General features: G+C 67.0%; 14 protein-coding genes. 5 read left to right on the top strand and 9 right to left on the bottom strand.

Going from position 1 to position 15,245, the window contains the following annotated elements:
- The first annotated feature begins 356 nt into the window (after positions 1-356).
- Positions 357-1,280 (top strand): metallophosphoesterase, encoded by a 924-nt coding sequence (locus tag DBZ45_RS12830; RefSeq protein WP_223257060.1) that lies wholly within the window; start codon positions 357-359, stop codon positions 1,278-1,280.
- A 17-nt stretch (positions 1,281-1,297) separates the two neighbouring features.
- Here DBZ45_RS12830 and DBZ45_RS12825 read toward each other — a convergent pair whose 3' ends face one another.
- Positions 1,298-2,407: a glycoside hydrolase family 16 protein gene (locus DBZ45_RS12825; RefSeq protein WP_223257059.1), complete on the bottom strand. Its 1,110-nt coding sequence runs from the start codon at positions 2,405-2,407 to the stop codon at positions 1,298-1,300.
- A 312-nt stretch (positions 2,408-2,719) separates the two neighbouring features.
- Between DBZ45_RS12825 and DBZ45_RS12820 the strand changes: the two genes are divergently transcribed.
- The 4 genes from DBZ45_RS12820 (at position 2,720) to DBZ45_RS12805 (ending at position 7,765) form a co-directional block, all read left to right on the top strand.
- Positions 2,720-3,496, top strand: coding sequence for a glycosyltransferase family 2 protein (locus DBZ45_RS12820; protein ID WP_262982859.1), 777 nt, complete (start codon positions 2,720-2,722; stop codon positions 3,494-3,496).
- 1 nt (position 3,497) lies between these two features.
- Positions 3,498-4,496 carry a glycosyltransferase gene (locus DBZ45_RS12815; RefSeq protein WP_111904285.1) on the top strand — a complete coding sequence of 333 codons (999 nt, stop codon included), beginning with the start codon at positions 3,498-3,500 and terminating at the stop codon, positions 4,494-4,496.
- A 61-nt stretch (positions 4,497-4,557) separates the two neighbouring features.
- Complete coding sequence (locus tag DBZ45_RS12810; protein ID WP_111904284.1) at positions 4,558-5,658, top strand: hypothetical protein; 1,101 nt, start codon at positions 4,558-4,560, stop codon at positions 5,656-5,658.
- Positions 5,659-5,671: 13 nt separating this feature from the next.
- Complete coding sequence (locus tag DBZ45_RS12805) at positions 5,672-7,765, top strand: glycosyltransferase (RefSeq protein ID WP_223257058.1); 2,094 nt, start codon at positions 5,672-5,674, stop codon at positions 7,763-7,765.
- Between the two features lie 95 nt (positions 7,766-7,860).
- Here the strand turns inward: DBZ45_RS12805 and DBZ45_RS12800 are convergent, their stop codons facing one another.
- The 8 genes from DBZ45_RS12800 to DBZ45_RS12765 all read right to left on the bottom strand — a co-directional run.
- Positions 7,861-8,916: a hypothetical protein gene (locus DBZ45_RS12800; RefSeq protein WP_111904282.1), complete on the bottom strand. Its 1,056-nt coding sequence runs from the start codon at positions 8,914-8,916 to the stop codon at positions 7,861-7,863.
- Positions 8,913-9,119 carry a hypothetical protein gene (locus tag DBZ45_RS12795; protein ID WP_111904281.1) on the bottom strand — a complete coding sequence of 69 codons (207 nt, stop codon included), beginning with the start codon at positions 9,117-9,119 and terminating at the stop codon, positions 8,913-8,915. Before DBZ45_RS12795 ends, DBZ45_RS12800 begins: the two co-directional genes overlap by 4 nt.
- Positions 9,116-9,448 (bottom strand): hypothetical protein, encoded by a 333-nt coding sequence (locus tag DBZ45_RS12790; protein WP_111904280.1) that lies wholly within the window; start codon positions 9,446-9,448, stop codon positions 9,116-9,118. Before DBZ45_RS12790 ends, DBZ45_RS12795 begins: the two co-directional genes overlap by 4 nt.
- Positions 9,445-11,328 carry a glycosyltransferase gene (locus DBZ45_RS12785; RefSeq protein ID WP_223257057.1) on the bottom strand — a complete coding sequence of 628 codons (1,884 nt, stop codon included), beginning with the start codon at positions 11,326-11,328 and terminating at the stop codon, positions 9,445-9,447. Before DBZ45_RS12785 ends, DBZ45_RS12790 begins: the two co-directional genes overlap by 4 nt.
- Complete coding sequence (locus tag DBZ45_RS12780; protein WP_111904279.1) at positions 11,325-12,635, bottom strand: lipopolysaccharide biosynthesis protein; 1,311 nt, start codon at positions 12,633-12,635, stop codon at positions 11,325-11,327. The genes DBZ45_RS12785 and DBZ45_RS12780 overlap by 4 nt, the downstream gene beginning before the upstream one ends.
- Positions 12,632-13,444: a glycosyltransferase gene (locus DBZ45_RS12775; protein WP_111904278.1), complete on the bottom strand. Its 813-nt coding sequence runs from the start codon at positions 13,442-13,444 to the stop codon at positions 12,632-12,634. The genes DBZ45_RS12780 and DBZ45_RS12775 overlap by 4 nt, the downstream gene beginning before the upstream one ends.
- Before the next feature lie 10 nt (positions 13,445-13,454).
- The gene (locus DBZ45_RS12770) at positions 13,455-14,546 is read right to left on the bottom strand and encodes a hypothetical protein (RefSeq protein ID WP_111904310.1); all 1,092 of its coding nucleotides are present in this window, start codon (positions 14,544-14,546) and stop codon (positions 13,455-13,457) included.
- A gap of 95 nt (positions 14,547-14,641) precedes the next feature.
- A partial coding sequence (locus tag DBZ45_RS12765; RefSeq protein WP_146617518.1) for a CBM96 family carbohydrate-binding protein occupies positions 14,642-15,245 on the bottom strand: 604 nt, incomplete at its 5' end.

Here is a 15,245-nt window from a genome sequence, read left to right as displayed (position 1 = left end):
TTCATTACTCGCGGCGTCACTGTCGTCCGCGCTAGCGCCGGAGCATGGTTTTGGGCCGCTGCGGGCATACGCTGAGGGCCTAAGGGTCATTGCTGTCCGCCAGCCTGCGGCGGCATCAGGCTTAGTTCCGCGTGTGAGGGATCATGACTGGACTGTCGAAAGAGCGGAGATGGTCCGGGGTTGCTCCGGCCGTACTCTCGATGGCGCTGCTGCTTACAGCGTGCCAGTCCGGTCCCCCCGCGCTGCCGCCGTCGTCGTCGTTAGGGACGCCGGCTTCGCCAGGTACGTCTGGACGGGCAACCGCGTCACCCAGCCCCGTGGAACCCTTCTCCCCGGCAGGGCCTTCCTCAACCACAGTGCCAGCCGCCGTCCATTTCACAGCCCAGGGCGACATCGGGCTGGGCACGGGGGCCAGGAAGGTGCTTGACACGATCGGCGCCCTGCGCCCGGAGCTGAACCTGGCCCTCGGGGACTTCCCCTACGAGGCAGGGCGCGAGCAGGATTTTTGTGACATGGTCACCGGCAAACTGGGCGGGGGCTTTCCCTACCAGTTGGTCACCGGGAACCACGAGAGCGACGGCCATGACGGCGACATCGCCAACATCGTCAACTGCCTGCCCAACAAGCTGCCGGGGCTCCAGGGCGAGTACGGAATCCAGTGGTACGCCGACTACCCGGAACGTAACCCGCTGGTGCGTTTCATCCTGGTGTCCCCGGGGATCAAATTCCATGACGGAAACAACCTGGACTATTCGCGGGGCAGTGAGCGGTGGCGCTGGACAGCAGCCGCGTTGGACGGGGCGAGGGCAAAGAACATTCCCTGGACCGTGGTGGGCATGCACACTCCTTGCCTTAGCGTGGGCAAATATGGGTGCCAGGCGGGAGCTGACTTCACGGACATGCTCATCGACAAGAAGGCAGACCTGGTCCTGAGCGCCCACGACCACGTCTACCAACGGAGCCACCAGCTGGGCAGGGGCCAGGATTGCCCGGCACTGCTGCCGGACACGTTCTCCCAAGGCTGCCTCGCGGATTCGGACGCCACAATGGTCCAGGGTGCCGGAACGGTCTTCGCCACAGTCGGAACCGGCGGTAAGGGGCTCTACGACGTCAACGACCAGGATTCGGAATCCCGCTACTTTGCCACCTGGTCAGGGCGCAACCGCGACGCCGCCCTCGGCACGCTGGACGTGACGGCCACCGCTGACCGGCTCGCGGCAAAGTTTGTCCCGGCGGAGGGGTACACCTTTACAGACAGCTTCGGTATCGACCGGAAATAGGCGGGCAGTTACGGACCCTAAGCGCGTTTCCAGATAGCGATCCAGTCCAAGTGGAGGTGCCCTGCCGTCTCAGGTTTGGGACACACATTGAACATGCAGGATTCCGTTTGGAGTATGTAGTGCATGGGGGTGTTCGGCACTCGGGAAGTGCCTGCTCCGAGCGAGTGTCCATCGAGGAAGAACTCGACCTTTCCCGGCGACCACTCCATAGTGGCGACATGCCAGGAGGTGAACGAAGCATTGGCATAGAAGACATCTGTGTCGCGCGGGTCGGTGCCCATCTTGTGCACCGCTCCGTAGAACGAGGATGTGGCCAGATCGCTTTCCGGGAAGTCAATTTCTCCGTCCCGGGGCCACATCTTGCTGTCCGGCCACAGGAGCCAGGCCGTCTTGAAGCCTTTCAGGGGATCTGCCTTGAACCGGACGGAGTACCTGCCGTAGAGGAGGCTGTTGGCGCGGGGAGGGTTGGTGGTGGCATTCGGAATCTTGGGAGTAGGCGCTGCCCCCATCGAAATGCCGTTCTCCGAGTGCAGGTACCAGTCCAGCATGCCATTTTTCACACTGAGGACCTTGGATGGATAGTAGCGTGAAGGCTGGCCGGTCTGGCCTGCGGAATCGGGCCATCCGTCTTTGTAGCCGGCACTCCACTTGTCAATGTAGGCCGGGCCGGGAAATGCGCCAATGGGCACGTCGCCGCGGTTAAAGTCCTCCACGAACACCTGCTTCCAGCCGGGCAAATCGCCTACAGGCAACTTGTGCACCGCGGGGTCGACGGCAGGGACTGGCGTCCCCGGGGTGGGCCGCCGTCCCGCCGTTGCCGTCGCGGACGGTGCAGGTGCAGTTGGTTCAGCTGCCGCCCGTGGCACTGCAGGCGGCGCCGCCGCAGTTGGTGCCGCTGCAGTTGGCGCCGCTGCAGAGGGCTTGACGGGAGGGGGCGTAGCCGGCGACAGTGCCCTGGTGGACGGCCTGACCGCTGAGGGTTGCGTCTCGGGCAGCCGGTCCATCGGCAGCCGCTGCGCTTCCTTGGCCACCGGAGCGCACGCGGTGAGTATCGCCACCGCGCCAAGCGCGGCGAACCTCCATACGCGGTGTTTTTGGTGGTTACCGTGCGCTGGGGTTGAGGCCATGGGGAAACTATGGCATTTGGGCCTTGGGGATTCCAAGGAATCCCTGACCCCCAAAACTGGGGCTGTTTCAAGGAATCCCAAGCTTTTTACAGGCTGCTCAGCCGAACATGGTCCGAGGGGGAGTGCAAGCAAGTTGCCAGGACCGCAGCAGCAGCAGGCGCTTCGATTTCCCGTAACCAGCCGGGGAGGCTGCTCGGGAGGGGCATAGGCATACGACCCCAATGAGTGGTGAGGCTAGTGACCATCCCCGTACAAGTTTCAACTGTTCACGCACCAAGTCCGGCGCCGGTTTCTCTGGCCTCAATCAGCGTGGTGATTCCCACCCTGAACGAAGCCATGAACCTCCCGTGGGTTCTGCGCCGCATGCCCTCGTACGTGGACGAAGTGGTGATCGTCGACGGCCGTTCACTGGACAGCACGGTTGACGTCGCCCGTGCCCTGCGCCTCGATGTGGTGGTGGTCTCGGAGACCCACGCCGGCAAGGGTTTCGCCGTCCGGGCCGGGCTCGCTGCGGCCTCCGGAGACATCATCGTCATGCTGGACGCCGATGGGAGCATGGATCCGCAGGAAATAGGCTGGTTTGTCACCCCGCTGCAGCATGAATTCGACTTCGTGAAGGGCTCCAGGTACGTCACCGGTGGCGGGTCGGAGGACATCACGCTGCTCCGCAGTGCCGGCAACCGGGCCCTGACCCGCCTGGCCAACGTAGTGCTCCACAGCAACTATTCCGATCTGTGCTACGGCTACATCGCCATGCGGCGGGAGTGCCTGCAGATCCTCGAACTGGCGTCCGAAGGGTTTGAAATCGAGACCGAGCTGATCGTCCGCGCGTCCAGGGCCGGTCTGCGGATCGCCGAGGTTCCCAGCAACGAACTCAACCGGATCTCCGGCAATTCCAACCTGCACACATTCCGCGACGGGTGGCGCGTACTGAGGACCCTGGCCCGTGAGTGCGTGGGCTGGGAAGCACCCACGGCCGGCGCCCGGCCGGAGTCGCTCAGGCGCGTGAAATACAGGTACCCCAGCATCTCCCTCCCCCACATCCCGACGGATCCGGCAACCGTCCTTGGTCTGATAGCAGGTGATTAACGTGAACCACGTTGAAGGGGTTCCGGCCGTTTCGGTGGTGATCTGCTCCTACACGGAAGACCGCTGGGACCGGCTGATGGCCGCCGTCGAATCCGTCCGTGCACAAACGGTGCCGCCACAGCAGACCATCGTGGTGGTTGACTATAACGTTGACCTGTACAAGCGGCTCATCTTCTCGGTCGATGATGTCGTGCTCCTGGAGAACACGGGCCCCAAAGGCCTCTCCGGAGCACGGAACACGGGGGCCGCCGCGGCAACGGCCGGGGTCGTTGCCTTCCTCGATGACGATGCGGTGGCGGCCCCGGACTGGCTGGAGCGGCTGACGGCCCTCTACGACGACCCTGATGTGCTGGCCGTGGGCGGACGTGTGGTGCCGGAATGGGAAACAAGCCGGCCGGCCTATTTCGGCGAGGAGCTGGACTGGATCGTCGGCTGCACGCACCGCGGCATGCCCAAGGTGGCGGCCGAGGTCCGCAACGTCATCGGCGCCAATATGTCCTTCCGTTCCCAGGTCATCCAGATGGTGGGTGGTTTCAACACGTCCCTGGGCCGGCAAAACTCGCTGCCTTTGGGCTGCGAGGAGACGGAAATCTGCATCCGCGCTGCCATAGGTTCGCCGGGTGGCCGCGTGGTGTACGAACCGGCGGCCGTGGTGAACCATTACGTCCCCGCGCAGCGGGGGACGCTGAACTACATGCTGCGCCGCGGCTGGTCTGAGGGAATATCAAAAGCCCTGGTCAGCAAGATCGTCGGCCACAAGCGCGCTCTGGGGCCCGAACGCCGGTACGTCCGCGGCGTGCTGCCCCGTGCCGTGGCAGCCGGCATTCTGGGCAGGATCCGGGGAACGGACCCCGCCGGTCTTCGCCGGGCCGGGTCCATCCTGGCCGTGCTGGCCGTAACTACTTGCGGGTACATCCGGGGACGCCGCCTGCCCCTTGATCGCACTGGCGGGGGCCTCGAGCCGCACGAGTCCCACGCCAGCTGGAGGGAAGTCAAATGATCCGGATGTACCCGCAGGGCAGCTTTGCCCGAATCACCGAGACCGCTGGAGGGCCGGAAGCATGAGTCAGTCCGAAAAAGACGTCCTGAGGGACTCGCTCCCGTCCACCGGCGCCAGCTTCGATGTCCACGGCCTCGTGGGCATCGATGTGGCCCCCGGCACGCCCGGCGAAGCACAGCTGCGGGACATGCTCGCTCCGTTCCTCGGACCGTCCCGGGCACCGCTCCGCCTGCATGTCAGCGCGGAAACGGCGGACGTGGGGGAACAGTCGCACGCCGAGGATGCCTTCCGGTTTACGCCGGAGTCGCTCCACATCCCGGCGGACCGCGTCCAGGTCCAGGAAACCCGGGACGGTTACTCGGTCCAGGGCCGGGGCGAGCTGCTGACGGCCGTCATTCCCCTGCTGGACCGGCTCTGCATCAGGCAGAACGCCGCCATGATCCATGCGGCGGTGGTGGACTTCCGCGGCTCGGGAGTCCTGCTTCCGGCCTGGGGCGGAGTGGGCAAGACCAGCACGGTCGCGAAGCTTACGGCCATGCCAGGCGTGCGGTTCATGGCCGACGACTGGGCATTCCTGGATGCCGACAGTATGCTCATGGGCTATGCCAAACCGATGTTCCTCAAGCCGCACCACCGCAGGATCTACCCCGAGGTGTTCAGCGGCGCACGTAAGCCTTTGGCTCCAGGCTGGCTGACGAACACGGTGGCCCACCTTGCCACGGCTGTCCATCCTGTGATCGTCCGCTACCCGAAGACCGCCGCCTTCACCCGCCGATGGTCCCCGGAGCACCGCATGGTCCATCCGGAGCTGGTTTTCGGACGGGACGGCATCTCATCGGCGGCGCTCACCCGGCTGGCCATCTTCCTGGAACGCTACGACGGTTCCGAAGCCCGGCTGGAGACACGCAGCCGCGAGTGGATGACCTCCCGCATCGTCGGGAACTTCCACTCCGAGCTCCCGGTGGTGTCACGGCGGCTGATCGAGGCCCTTGGCGCGACGGGCCTGGTTCCGCTTGAGGAATTTTTCAGCCAGAAGGCAGCCGTGGTTCGCCGCGCCCTCGAGGACGTGCCGTGCTCCCTGCTCAGAATTCCCGCCGCTTGGTCCGCCGACCGGACGTCGGACTATGTGGCCGGCCTGATCAGCTCCAAGCTGGAGGAGTGACTTGGGTGCCCACGTGAACGATCTCGAAGTGTCCGTGGTGGTTCCCGCGCGGAATGCGGCGCGGTGGCTTGCCGAATGCCTGGAGTCCATCCGCGCCGAGAGGCCGCGCGAGATCATCGTGGTGGATGGCTGCTCTACGGACAACACAGTGGAGATCGCACGGTCGATGGGCGCCCGCGTCATCTCGGACGAGGGCCGCGGGTTGCCGGCAGCGCGGATGCTGGGTGTCGAGAACGCCTGTTCCGATCTCGTAGCACTGATCGACGCCGACGTCGTTCTTCCGCCGGGCGCTTTGGGCGGTCTCCTGGACGAGTTCAAAGCCTGCGGCTACGACGGGCTGCAGTTCGGCCTGGTCAGCGAGGCGGATGGGCCCGGATACTGGGGGGCGGCCCTGGCCTGGCACCACGTCCACAGCCGGGTCCGCTCGTGGTTCGGCGTGTGCGCCACCCTCATGCGAAGAAAAGTCCTGCTGTCCGTGGCGTTCGATGACACCTTCCGCTCCGGCGAGGACATCGAGCTCAGGATCAGGCTTGAAGAGGCCGGCTACCGGCTTGGCGTCTCCAGCATCACAGCGGTGCGCCACCGGTTCATGGACACATTCGGCGCCGCCCGTGATCAGTGGCTCCAGGACGGCGCCGGGCTGGCCCGCACGGTCCGCAAGCACCCCGGCCGCGCCGGCTGGCTTGTGCTGCTTCCACTCCTGGCCACCGTCCGCGGCGCCGGTCTGTCGCTGCTGCATGCGCCCCGATTCCTTGCGTACTGGGCCTGCTTCCTCGTGTACAACTACAGGTCGATGTTCGGCGAGCTCCTGCGGCCGCCCGGCACCGGCCTGTCCGTGGGCGGGAACGCCGCCTGGCTGACCGCCGCCCGGATAGCCCCCATGGCCACCGGTTTCCTGTTCTGGGCGATGGCGGCGTTCATGCTGCCGCCCGCGCAGCTCGGCATGGGTTCTGCGGTGGTGGCTGCGGCCCTCCTGACCGTGCATCTCGGGATGCTGGGGGTCGGGCCTGCCACGCTTACGCTGCTCCCCGAACAGTCCGACGGCGGCCGCCGGCTGATTGCCAGCAGCCTCCTCACCGTCGGGGTTTCCACAGTCGTGCTGTCCGGTGCAGTGGCGGCTGTGACCTACGCGTTGGGGTCTGGCGTGGGCCTGGCCTGGAACGATCCCGTCATAACCGGGATGTTCACCGCGACGGCGCTGTTCGCCGCGGTTGCGTACCAGCTGGACCACGTGGGCGTAGCACAGGAGCGCTCCGACCGCGCATTAGTCAGGAGCCTGACCCAGAGCCTGGTTCAACTGGCTGTGCTGGCCTTCGCCATGGCCGGTGGCATCCGGGAAGTGGCAGTGGTGGTGGCGGCGGTGGGCGCCGGCGCCCTGGCCAGTGTGGTCCTCGGACTGCGCCAGCTCAACCGTGCCGGGATGTCACCGGACTGGAAGCACGGGCTCCGGGTCGGACCGGCCCTGCGGCTTCTGAAGCCGGGCCTGCCGAACCATGCGCTGATGCTCGCAGACCGCGCCCCCCGCTATCTCCTTCCACTGATCGTGGCCGCTACCCTCGGCCCGGCCGCAACCGCGTCCTGGTACATGGCGTGGATGATGGCGTCTGCGGTCTTCTTCTTTCCTCAGTCTTCCGGGTTCTCCCTGCAGACGGCGCTGGCCGGAGGCAGATCAAGGCCGGGGCTGGTGTCCTCCGCACTCAAGACCAGCCTCGCCCTCACGTTCGTTACCGGAGCGATGTTGCTCATAGCTGGCCCCTACCTTCTCCGTTTCCTTGGGCCGGAGTACGCGTCAACCGCCATCCTGCTTCCTGTCCTGGTGCCGGCGCTACTGCTGGGCTGCGTGACTCAGGTCTACTTCGGTCTGTGCCGGGCGCAGGGCCGCCTCGCCGAGGCCACAGCCGTAGCCGTCCTCGCTGCCGTCCTTGTCGTGGGGCCAGCTTCGCTTGGCGCCCGCGAATTCGGCCTCCTCGGCGTCGCAGCGCTATGGTCCGCCGCCCAGGCGTCAGCGGCTCTGATTGCCATCTGGCGCCTCAGGAAGCTGACGGCCGCAACGCTCCTAGAGATTGGGCCGAACACGCCGGCAGCAAGCGGTGCACGAGGTTTCTGACCGCCGGGGTCCCTAACCGTGTTTGCTCCAACTGTCCCGCACCAAGGCATGTCTCAGCCCGCCGCCGGTGGCGGCGGGCTGGCACGGGTTACGGCTTAGTCGCCACCGTCCGGACGCCAGTACCGCAGCCCGCCGCTGATCGCGCCGTCGCGGGCAACGTCGACCACGGCGTACGGGAACGCCCGACGGTCCGACTGGTCAGGTCCGCGACCGCGGACGTCCGAACCCCACGTGCCGGTGTTGACGTACCGGGTAGGGCTCGCCTCCAGCGCCGACTCCAGGGCCCGGTGGGTGTGGCCCGAGATGTACCAGGCCACCCCGCAACCGTGCTCCTCGAGCGTACGGGCAACCCGGCCCGCTGCAGCGGGAGCCTCCTCGCCGGTGACTTTGCGGCCGGCGGCCGCGAGAACCATGCGGGTTGCAGCGACCGGGAGCGCGGACACGGTCCGGAATCGAGACAGACGCGCCAGGTCCCGAACGGCCACCCCGTCAAGCGCGAGCCGCTGTGACTCGGCCTGCAACAGCTCGTCGTACGCGGGCTCCCGGACTCGGCGTTCCGCCCGCTCGGACGCCAGGCAGGCCCGGGCAACGGCCCCAGCGCGGCTCAGGCGTGACCTCGACGGAAGGGCGTTCCATGCAGCGAGCGGTGGCAGGTCCAGCTCGTCGGTGCCGTTGATTGCCGAGCGGAGCACCTCGGGTATCCGGTGCAGCGCGTGGTGATGGTGCCCGTGCTCGGCCACGAGCACGCCAGGCACGTGCAGGAACCACGGGTACACGCGGACCCGCGTCGGTTCTTCGGGTGACAGCAGCCCCGACAGGCGGGCGGCCACCGAGGGCCGGGCCAGCTCCACATCGTGGTTGCCGCACACGAAGTGCAGCTGCACGCCGCGCGCCGCACACGCCTTCAACGCCGCGAGCGTGTCCGGGTGGCGGGCGAGGATGGACTCGAGCCGGGCCAGGCTCGCGTCCTCCGCGAACCCGGCCAGCTCGAACGTGTCACCGACGAAGGCAACGTGCTGCTCCTGACCGGAGGCTGGGAGCACCTCGCCGCGCAGGAACTCCGGCAGCACACTGCCGGGGCACCGGGCGTCGTCGTCCGACTCGCCCAGGTGGAGGTCGCTGAGGAGCCACCACTGCGCGGGACTGCTCACCCGAGCAGTCCCAGCACCCGTGGAAGGAAAAGCAACAGGTACATCGCCCCCAGGATGGCGACGACCCTGAGGGTCACCGCCGGGCTGAGGAATCTGTGCCGGCTGGGCTGTCCGGCGTCCGGTCCGACGTGCCTGACCTCGAGCGCGACGAGGGTGACGAGCAGAGCGGCAGCTGCGAACAGTCCCACCAAATCGATAATCATGACGCCTCCTGCCGTGCGCGTGCCAAGCACGCGAGAACTGTGATCACACCCATCGTGATGACGCACGCCTGCCACGACCACACAGCGAGGTAGAACATCGCCATGGACACGGCCGTGAGCACGGCGAGGCCGAGCGCAAGGACGAGCAGCGCTCGGAGCGCGACGTCGGACACCTGGGTGAGCCGGGACAATGCGTGCCCGGGGAGTAGGACAAGGATCGCTATCGCCGCGACCGCCTGCAGCGGTGTCGGCAACCCGAGCAGGGTCACCAGCGACAACACGACGGCCGAGACGCCGAGGGCCAGAGTGGGCCTGCTGACGCCGTTCATGGCGTCACCCGGTAAGCGCGTGCGTCGGCGTTGCTGTACACAAGCTCCACGCCGTTATGGGTGCTCAGCCACTTCTCCAGCTCAGCGAAGCCGGCCTCGCTGGTGAAGCCCTGGAGCACAAGACTTGCCTCCGACGAGCGTGTGAACAGCACGACGGCACCGCCGGGACTGTGCCGGGCGTAGTCGTAGACAACCGGGCCGCACTTCGCCGTCGACAAGTCGGACCGGCATAGGTCGTCCATTGTCCGGTACCGGTGTTCGAGGTAGCCCTGGCTGCGCCATGGCGTCGGGTGGGCAGCGGAGATGAGCGCCGAGCCGGTGGGTGCGAGACGCTGTGCTGCCGCGACGGCGGTAATCTCATCGTCGGTGAAAACGTCATACCGGGCGTTCCCGAACCGGCCCGTGACGGTCATCACGGCCAGCAGGGTGCAGGCCAGCGCAAGGCCGCCCGCGGCGAGGTAGGAGCGGCGTTTGCTGCCGTCCATGCTGCGTTTGCTTTCGTCCAGGCTGTGTTTGCTTTCGTCCAGGCTGTGTTTGCTTTCGTCCAGGCTGTGTTTGCTTTCGTCCAGGGTGAGTTTGCTGCGATCCGCGGGAAGCAGGATCGAGCCCGCCTGCAGGGCGATGAAGGGCAGCGCGAACAGCGACACTCTGATGAGCATCTCCCCGCCGTACACCTGCGCGGGGAAAAGCAGCAGCGGGGTGAGGGCCAGGAGGACCACTCGGATGTCGAGACGTCCCCGGCGCCAGTCGCGCACGGCCCCGGCGGCGGCGAGTCCCCACAGCACCAGGGTGAGAATTGCGCGGACCTGTACCACCAGCACGTGTCCGTCGGCCCCACGCACGCGGTCGAGGACGTTCGCCTCGGTCGCGGCCTCCAGTCCTGCGTCCGCCAGGGGCGGATGCCCGGAGAGGTAAGCACTCGCGGGGTATGCGAGCCACAGAGTCAGTACGACTATGGTGATCAGGGGCAGCCTGCTGGGCCACACCCGTCCGCTCAGGGTGAGGGCGGTGATGGCGATGAGCGCCATGAACGGCGTCAGCTGGTGGCTGGCGCTGATAACCACGATGAGCAAGAGGGCCATCACGAGGGCGCCCACCCGGTAGCCGGTCCGCGGCTCGGCGGGCGACCGTCCCCGCCACCACGCTGCCAGGTCCGCTGGCCGGAAGCCGCGGAACACTGGTGCCCGCGCCGCCAACGGACCGAGGAGCAGCGCGATCACGACGAGGTGCAGGAAGAAGCCAAAGGCCTGCGGCGACAGATAATCCTGGTCCTGCCAATTGCCAAGGCAGAAGAGCCAGAGCGCGAGCCAGCGACGCCGCGGATCGCGCGTCAGGTAGCCCGTCACAACGGCAAGGGCAATGAGCCACAGCCCCATGTTGAACACCGGCGCCCACAGCGCAAGGGACACGGGGTCGAGACCGGTCGCCTGGAGCACCGTAGCCAGCAGGGCGAAGAAACCTGGCCAGTTGAAGTACCCGTCGATGCTCGGGTCGATACCGTGCGTGCCCGAGAGGGCGTCGGCGATGCCGAGATGGCGGAACGCAATCTCACCCCGCGGTATGTCCGTCGCGAAGGCCGCGGTCCCGAAGAGCATGAGCACGAGCACCGCGATGAGCCAAATCATGACCGGGCGGCGCGCCGGTCCTCCGGCATCCCCGCGCAACGCGATGACGAAGGCGACGTTCAGAATCAGGACACCCGCCCAGAACGGGTAGGGCAGTACTGCGACGAGCCCTAGGTCGCTGTTCACGGGCACGGACACCGTGGAGGCTGCCCCCACGGCAAGCGCCAGCGACACGATTCCCGCCGCTGCGCACCACACGTCACGTGCCTTCCAGCGTCCTGCGGTGCGGCTGGTCGCAACTAGCGTGTCGGTCATAGCTCCTCCTGTGTGGCGGGCGCTCGTCGCGCCTCCTCAGTGACGCGCCGAAGTACGGCGACTAGCCGGAGGCCGACGACGGCGGCCCCGATGGAAAGCACCAACAGCCATGCAAGGGCCATGTCTGTGGCTCCCCTGTCAGCGGCCGACAGCGCTGAAGCGCAGAGCGCGACTCCAAGCGTCACGCCGACCACGATTGCCTCCGTGTAGCGGCCCCGGGCCCGGCACACGGCGTTGTAGGCCTGCAGTACCGCGTACGGCACCAGCCCGGCCGCCAACCACCGCAGAGCGCCGGCGGAGGAGTCGGCGTACCGTTCCCCCAGCAGACTGAGCAGCGGGTGGGCGAGGAGGATAAGGACGGCGGCACCCAGGCCACCTATGGCGAGCGACCACCGGAGACTCGCCCAGGTGCTCGGTACCAGACGGTCCGCGTCGCGGACACCCTCCGAGAACTGGACGATGCCCATCAACGTCGGAGCCTGGTAGGCGGCCCAGGCCATCATCCATGCGGGATACCAGTAGGCGGCGGCCTCCGGCGCCACCGTGTGTGCGAGCAAGAGCGGCAGCACCAGTCCGGGAGTGCGTTCGGTGAGGGTGAGGAGCTGGTTCGGAAAGCCCAGCGCCAGCAATGGGCGGCCCCGCGCCAAGCGCAGGGAAGGCCGCGGCCGGTAGCCGACCAGTTTTCGCAGCTGGATCGCTCCGACCATGCATGCCACGGCCGAACCGAGGGTCCAGCAGGCCAGCAGCACGTCGTCGGGGGCGCCGTGCGCCCACAGGGCCACGGCCCCTGCGGCCCCGAGTGAGACCGCTCCGCCCAGGACGTACCTTGAGGTCGCGCTGGCACCCCGTCCCAACGCTACGAGTGCCTGGTCCAGCACGATGACCATGGTGCCGGTGACGGCAGCCACGATGAAGGTGAGCCAGAAGAGAACCGATACGGATGCGGTGTCCGGTGCCACCGCCGACTGCAGTGCGAGGTAGCCGATGGACAGAATGGTGCCGGCTACCCCCACAATGGCGAACGCGGCATCCAAAATCCGCGCCGGCGCCTCCCCTCGGCCTACCGCGACGATCACGGCCGACCCGGCGCCCAGCACCGCGAGCTGCGTGCAGATCATCACGGCCGAGACTGCGGCAGTAGTCAGCCCGACTTCACGGTCGGACGTCGCGCGCGCGGCCACGATCCAGAAGGCGAAGCCCGCTCCGGTCTGGGCGGCCTTGCCCGCGACGAGACCGAGCGAGCTGCGCAGGGCGGAGTGCCGGACTGGCGTGGCATCCGAGACAGCGGCCCCCGCCTTGGCCCTCACGACGAGAGACCTCTCGCCAGGCCCACATAGTTGCACCAGCAGAAGGCAGCGTAGTAGCGCAGCCACCGGGGCTGGCCCTTGGCGAGGCTCAAGGCGCTGCCCCGGACTGCCGCGGCGGCGGGCAGCAGCGCCAACCTGGCACCGCGCCAGCCGTGCTTGCGGATCATCCGTCCCAGTCCCGTTCCGTCCATGAGGAACTGGTCGAGCGCGAAATCAAAGTCGTCGGCGGCGAAGCGATGTTCGACGACGACCCGGCGTGAGACCGCCGTTCGCATCCCTGACTGGCGCATCCGCCAGCGCAGTTCGATGTCTTCTCCCGATTTGAACGAGTCGTCGAAGCCCATGTTGAGCATCAGCTCGCGGTCCACGACAGTCGCCACGAGTCCGAACCAGTTGCGGCTGCGGCCGGTGCGGTGGTGATGTGCCAGCGCCTGCCCCCAGTAGCCTGGTCCACCGACACTCTCCAGGCCGGCCTGGAGGGCATCGTGGCCCTCCTCGACCAGCTCCGTTAGAAGGTCGGCGACCCCACCGGGCCCGAACACGACGTCGGTGTCGACGAGCAGGACCCAGCGGGTGCTGCTGTTCCGCACACCGAGCGTTCGGGCCCACGGCAGGCCGCGGCCCTCGTCACTCAGGATCCGGGCGCCGGCCGCCTCGGCGAGGGCGACGGTGCGGTCGGTGGAGCATCCGTCCACCACAATGATCTCGGCAACACCCGATTCGCGCAGGGCCTCCAGACAGCGCGGGAGCATGAGCTCCGCGTTGCGGGCCGGAACGACGGCGGTGACGTCGGCAGTGCTGTGACCCACTGCATCCTCCCTAGGCCTGCTCGTCGAGAACTGAGGGCAACAGCTGTTCGAGATGTTGGACGATGTCGTCCGACGCCTCGTCCGCTGAATACGCGGAAGGCACCTGCAGCAGGTGGCAGGGCCGTCCGTCAAGCGCCTTGCTCAGCACGAGCCCCTTGGCCGCGAAGTGCTCGCGCCACGGAACAACCGACGTTGCTGCCAGGCCTGTTACCACCTGCTGCGAGAAGCCCGCCATCTCGATGTGGAAGTTGCCAAGCATGCGGTCGACCATCCAATCGCTCGACCGCTCGACGATCCGGGACCTGGCGCCCTCGAAGCGCTCGACATAGATGGCGGCCGCGAGCGGGGCCGTCGTCGTCACCTCCCGCCCCGGGAACGCGGTCCCCGGATCGACCATGCGGTGTTCGGGGGACCACCGCCGGGCGAAGTCCGCAAGCTGCGGATACCGGATGACGTACGGGTGGACCACCGTGGTGAGACGGCCGACGCTCTTCGAGAGCCGCGACGGGATGAGGGGTTTCCGGGCACCTTCAAACAGGTGCGGGTAGATGCCCCGGTGGTGCGGCTTGATGAACATCGGCTTGGCGTAGCCCAGCAAGGTGGCGTCCTCGGCAAGGAAAGCCCAGTCGTCACCCATGAATGACCACCCTTCGCGCCGCATCAGCTTGGCCACGGTGCTCGTTTTACCGGTCCCGCCGGCCGCGGGAAGCGCAATCGCGTGGCCCCGATAGGCCATCGTGGCTGCGTGGATCATGGCAGCTCCCCGGCCGACCATGGCGGCATCCAGAATCGGGACCACGGTGGTCAGCAGCTCGCCCGGCCCGTGAATGCGCCATTGGTCTGCGTCCCTCACGACCTGGACGTGGTCGTCCTGGAAGCGCACGCTGGTTTCCGTGTACGCGAGCTCGTGCTCGAGCAGACCCGCATCCGGCATCGGCTCCGGCCGGTCATCGACGATGATGTCGCCTGGCCGTTCGGTGTTTGTGGCGAAACACGCCAACATCGTTTGGAGTTGAGTCGCTGCCGGTGCCTTTGCGTCGACGCGGATCGTGACGCGGCCATGGATATCGAAGTGCACTGCCTTGGTCCGCAAGGTGCGCATGGTCATCCCCTGTCTGGGTGGTGTCGGGCGGATGGTGTCGGTAAATGGTGTTGCTGGTGCGGAGACGGTGCCGGCCGTGCCGACACCGTCCTCTGCTATCCCAGCGTGAGCACCAGCTTCGGTGCGGCAGTGCTGCTGACCTCCTTTGAATTGAGGTCCAGACCGTCGCTGCTGCTGGAGTTGATGCCAAGAGAGAGCTGTTGTCCGAGTTCGCCGGCCACGGCGGTGGCTGTCAGCGGAATGTTGTAGTTGGTGTTGGTCGTTGTCGGGCCGAGTGTCCCTATGCTGGCGGTGCCCAGCGCCGGCTTGTTGCCGTTCGTGATCCCGGTTTCGCTCCAGGTGTCATTGGCGACGACTCGCACGTTCTGTGTCCCCGTCGACCCGCTTCCCGCGCTTCGCAGCTGCAGCGTCGCACTCTGCAGCGTCCTGCCCGCATACGGGGTTAGGTCGAACTTCAAATACGTGGCCTCCACCGGACTGTTGTCCACGCCCAGCAGGGTGCTCGTGCCGAAATTCGTCGTCGGCGACGCGCTGGTCACATAGCTGTCAGCAGTGGCGGTCAGCGTGACGGTCTGCGGCGTCGTGCCGCCGCCGCCGACGGTCCAGGTCTGCGTCGCTGCTGTCGCATCGGTGTTACCGGCCGCGTCGGTGGCCCAAACAGAGAATGTGTGCGATCCGGTCGACAACGCGGTGTAGGTC

The sequence above is a fragment of the Arthrobacter globiformis genome (assembly GCF_003261175.1).
Taxonomy (GTDB): domain Bacteria; phylum Actinomycetota; class Actinomycetes; order Actinomycetales; family Micrococcaceae; genus Arthrobacter; species Arthrobacter globiformis_A.
The sequence above is the reverse complement of the archived record's forward strand: the minus strand, read 5'-3'. Positions and strand labels throughout refer to the sequence as shown.

Coding starts and splice junctions, on each gene's coding strand:
- DBZ45_RS12790 (WP_111904280.1), bottom strand. CDS start 9,448: ATGAACGGCGTCAGCAGGCCCACTCTGGCCCTCGGCGTCTCGGCCGTC.
- DBZ45_RS12810 (WP_111904284.1), top strand. CDS start 4,558: ATGAGTCAGTCCGAAAAAGACGTCCTGAGGGACTCGCTCCCGTCCACC.
- DBZ45_RS12770 (WP_111904310.1), bottom strand. CDS start 14,546: ATGCGCACCTTGCGGACCAAGGCAGTGCACTTCGATATCCATGGCCGC.
- DBZ45_RS12825 (WP_223257059.1), bottom strand. CDS start 2,407: ATGGCCTCAACCCCAGCGCACGGTAACCACCAAAAACACCGCGTATGG.
- DBZ45_RS12785 (WP_223257057.1), bottom strand. CDS start 11,328: ATGACCGACACGCTAGTTGCGACCAGCCGCACCGCAGGACGCTGGAAG.
- DBZ45_RS12795 (WP_111904281.1), bottom strand. CDS start 9,119: ATGATTATCGATTTGGTGGGACTGTTCGCAGCTGCCGCTCTGCTCGTC.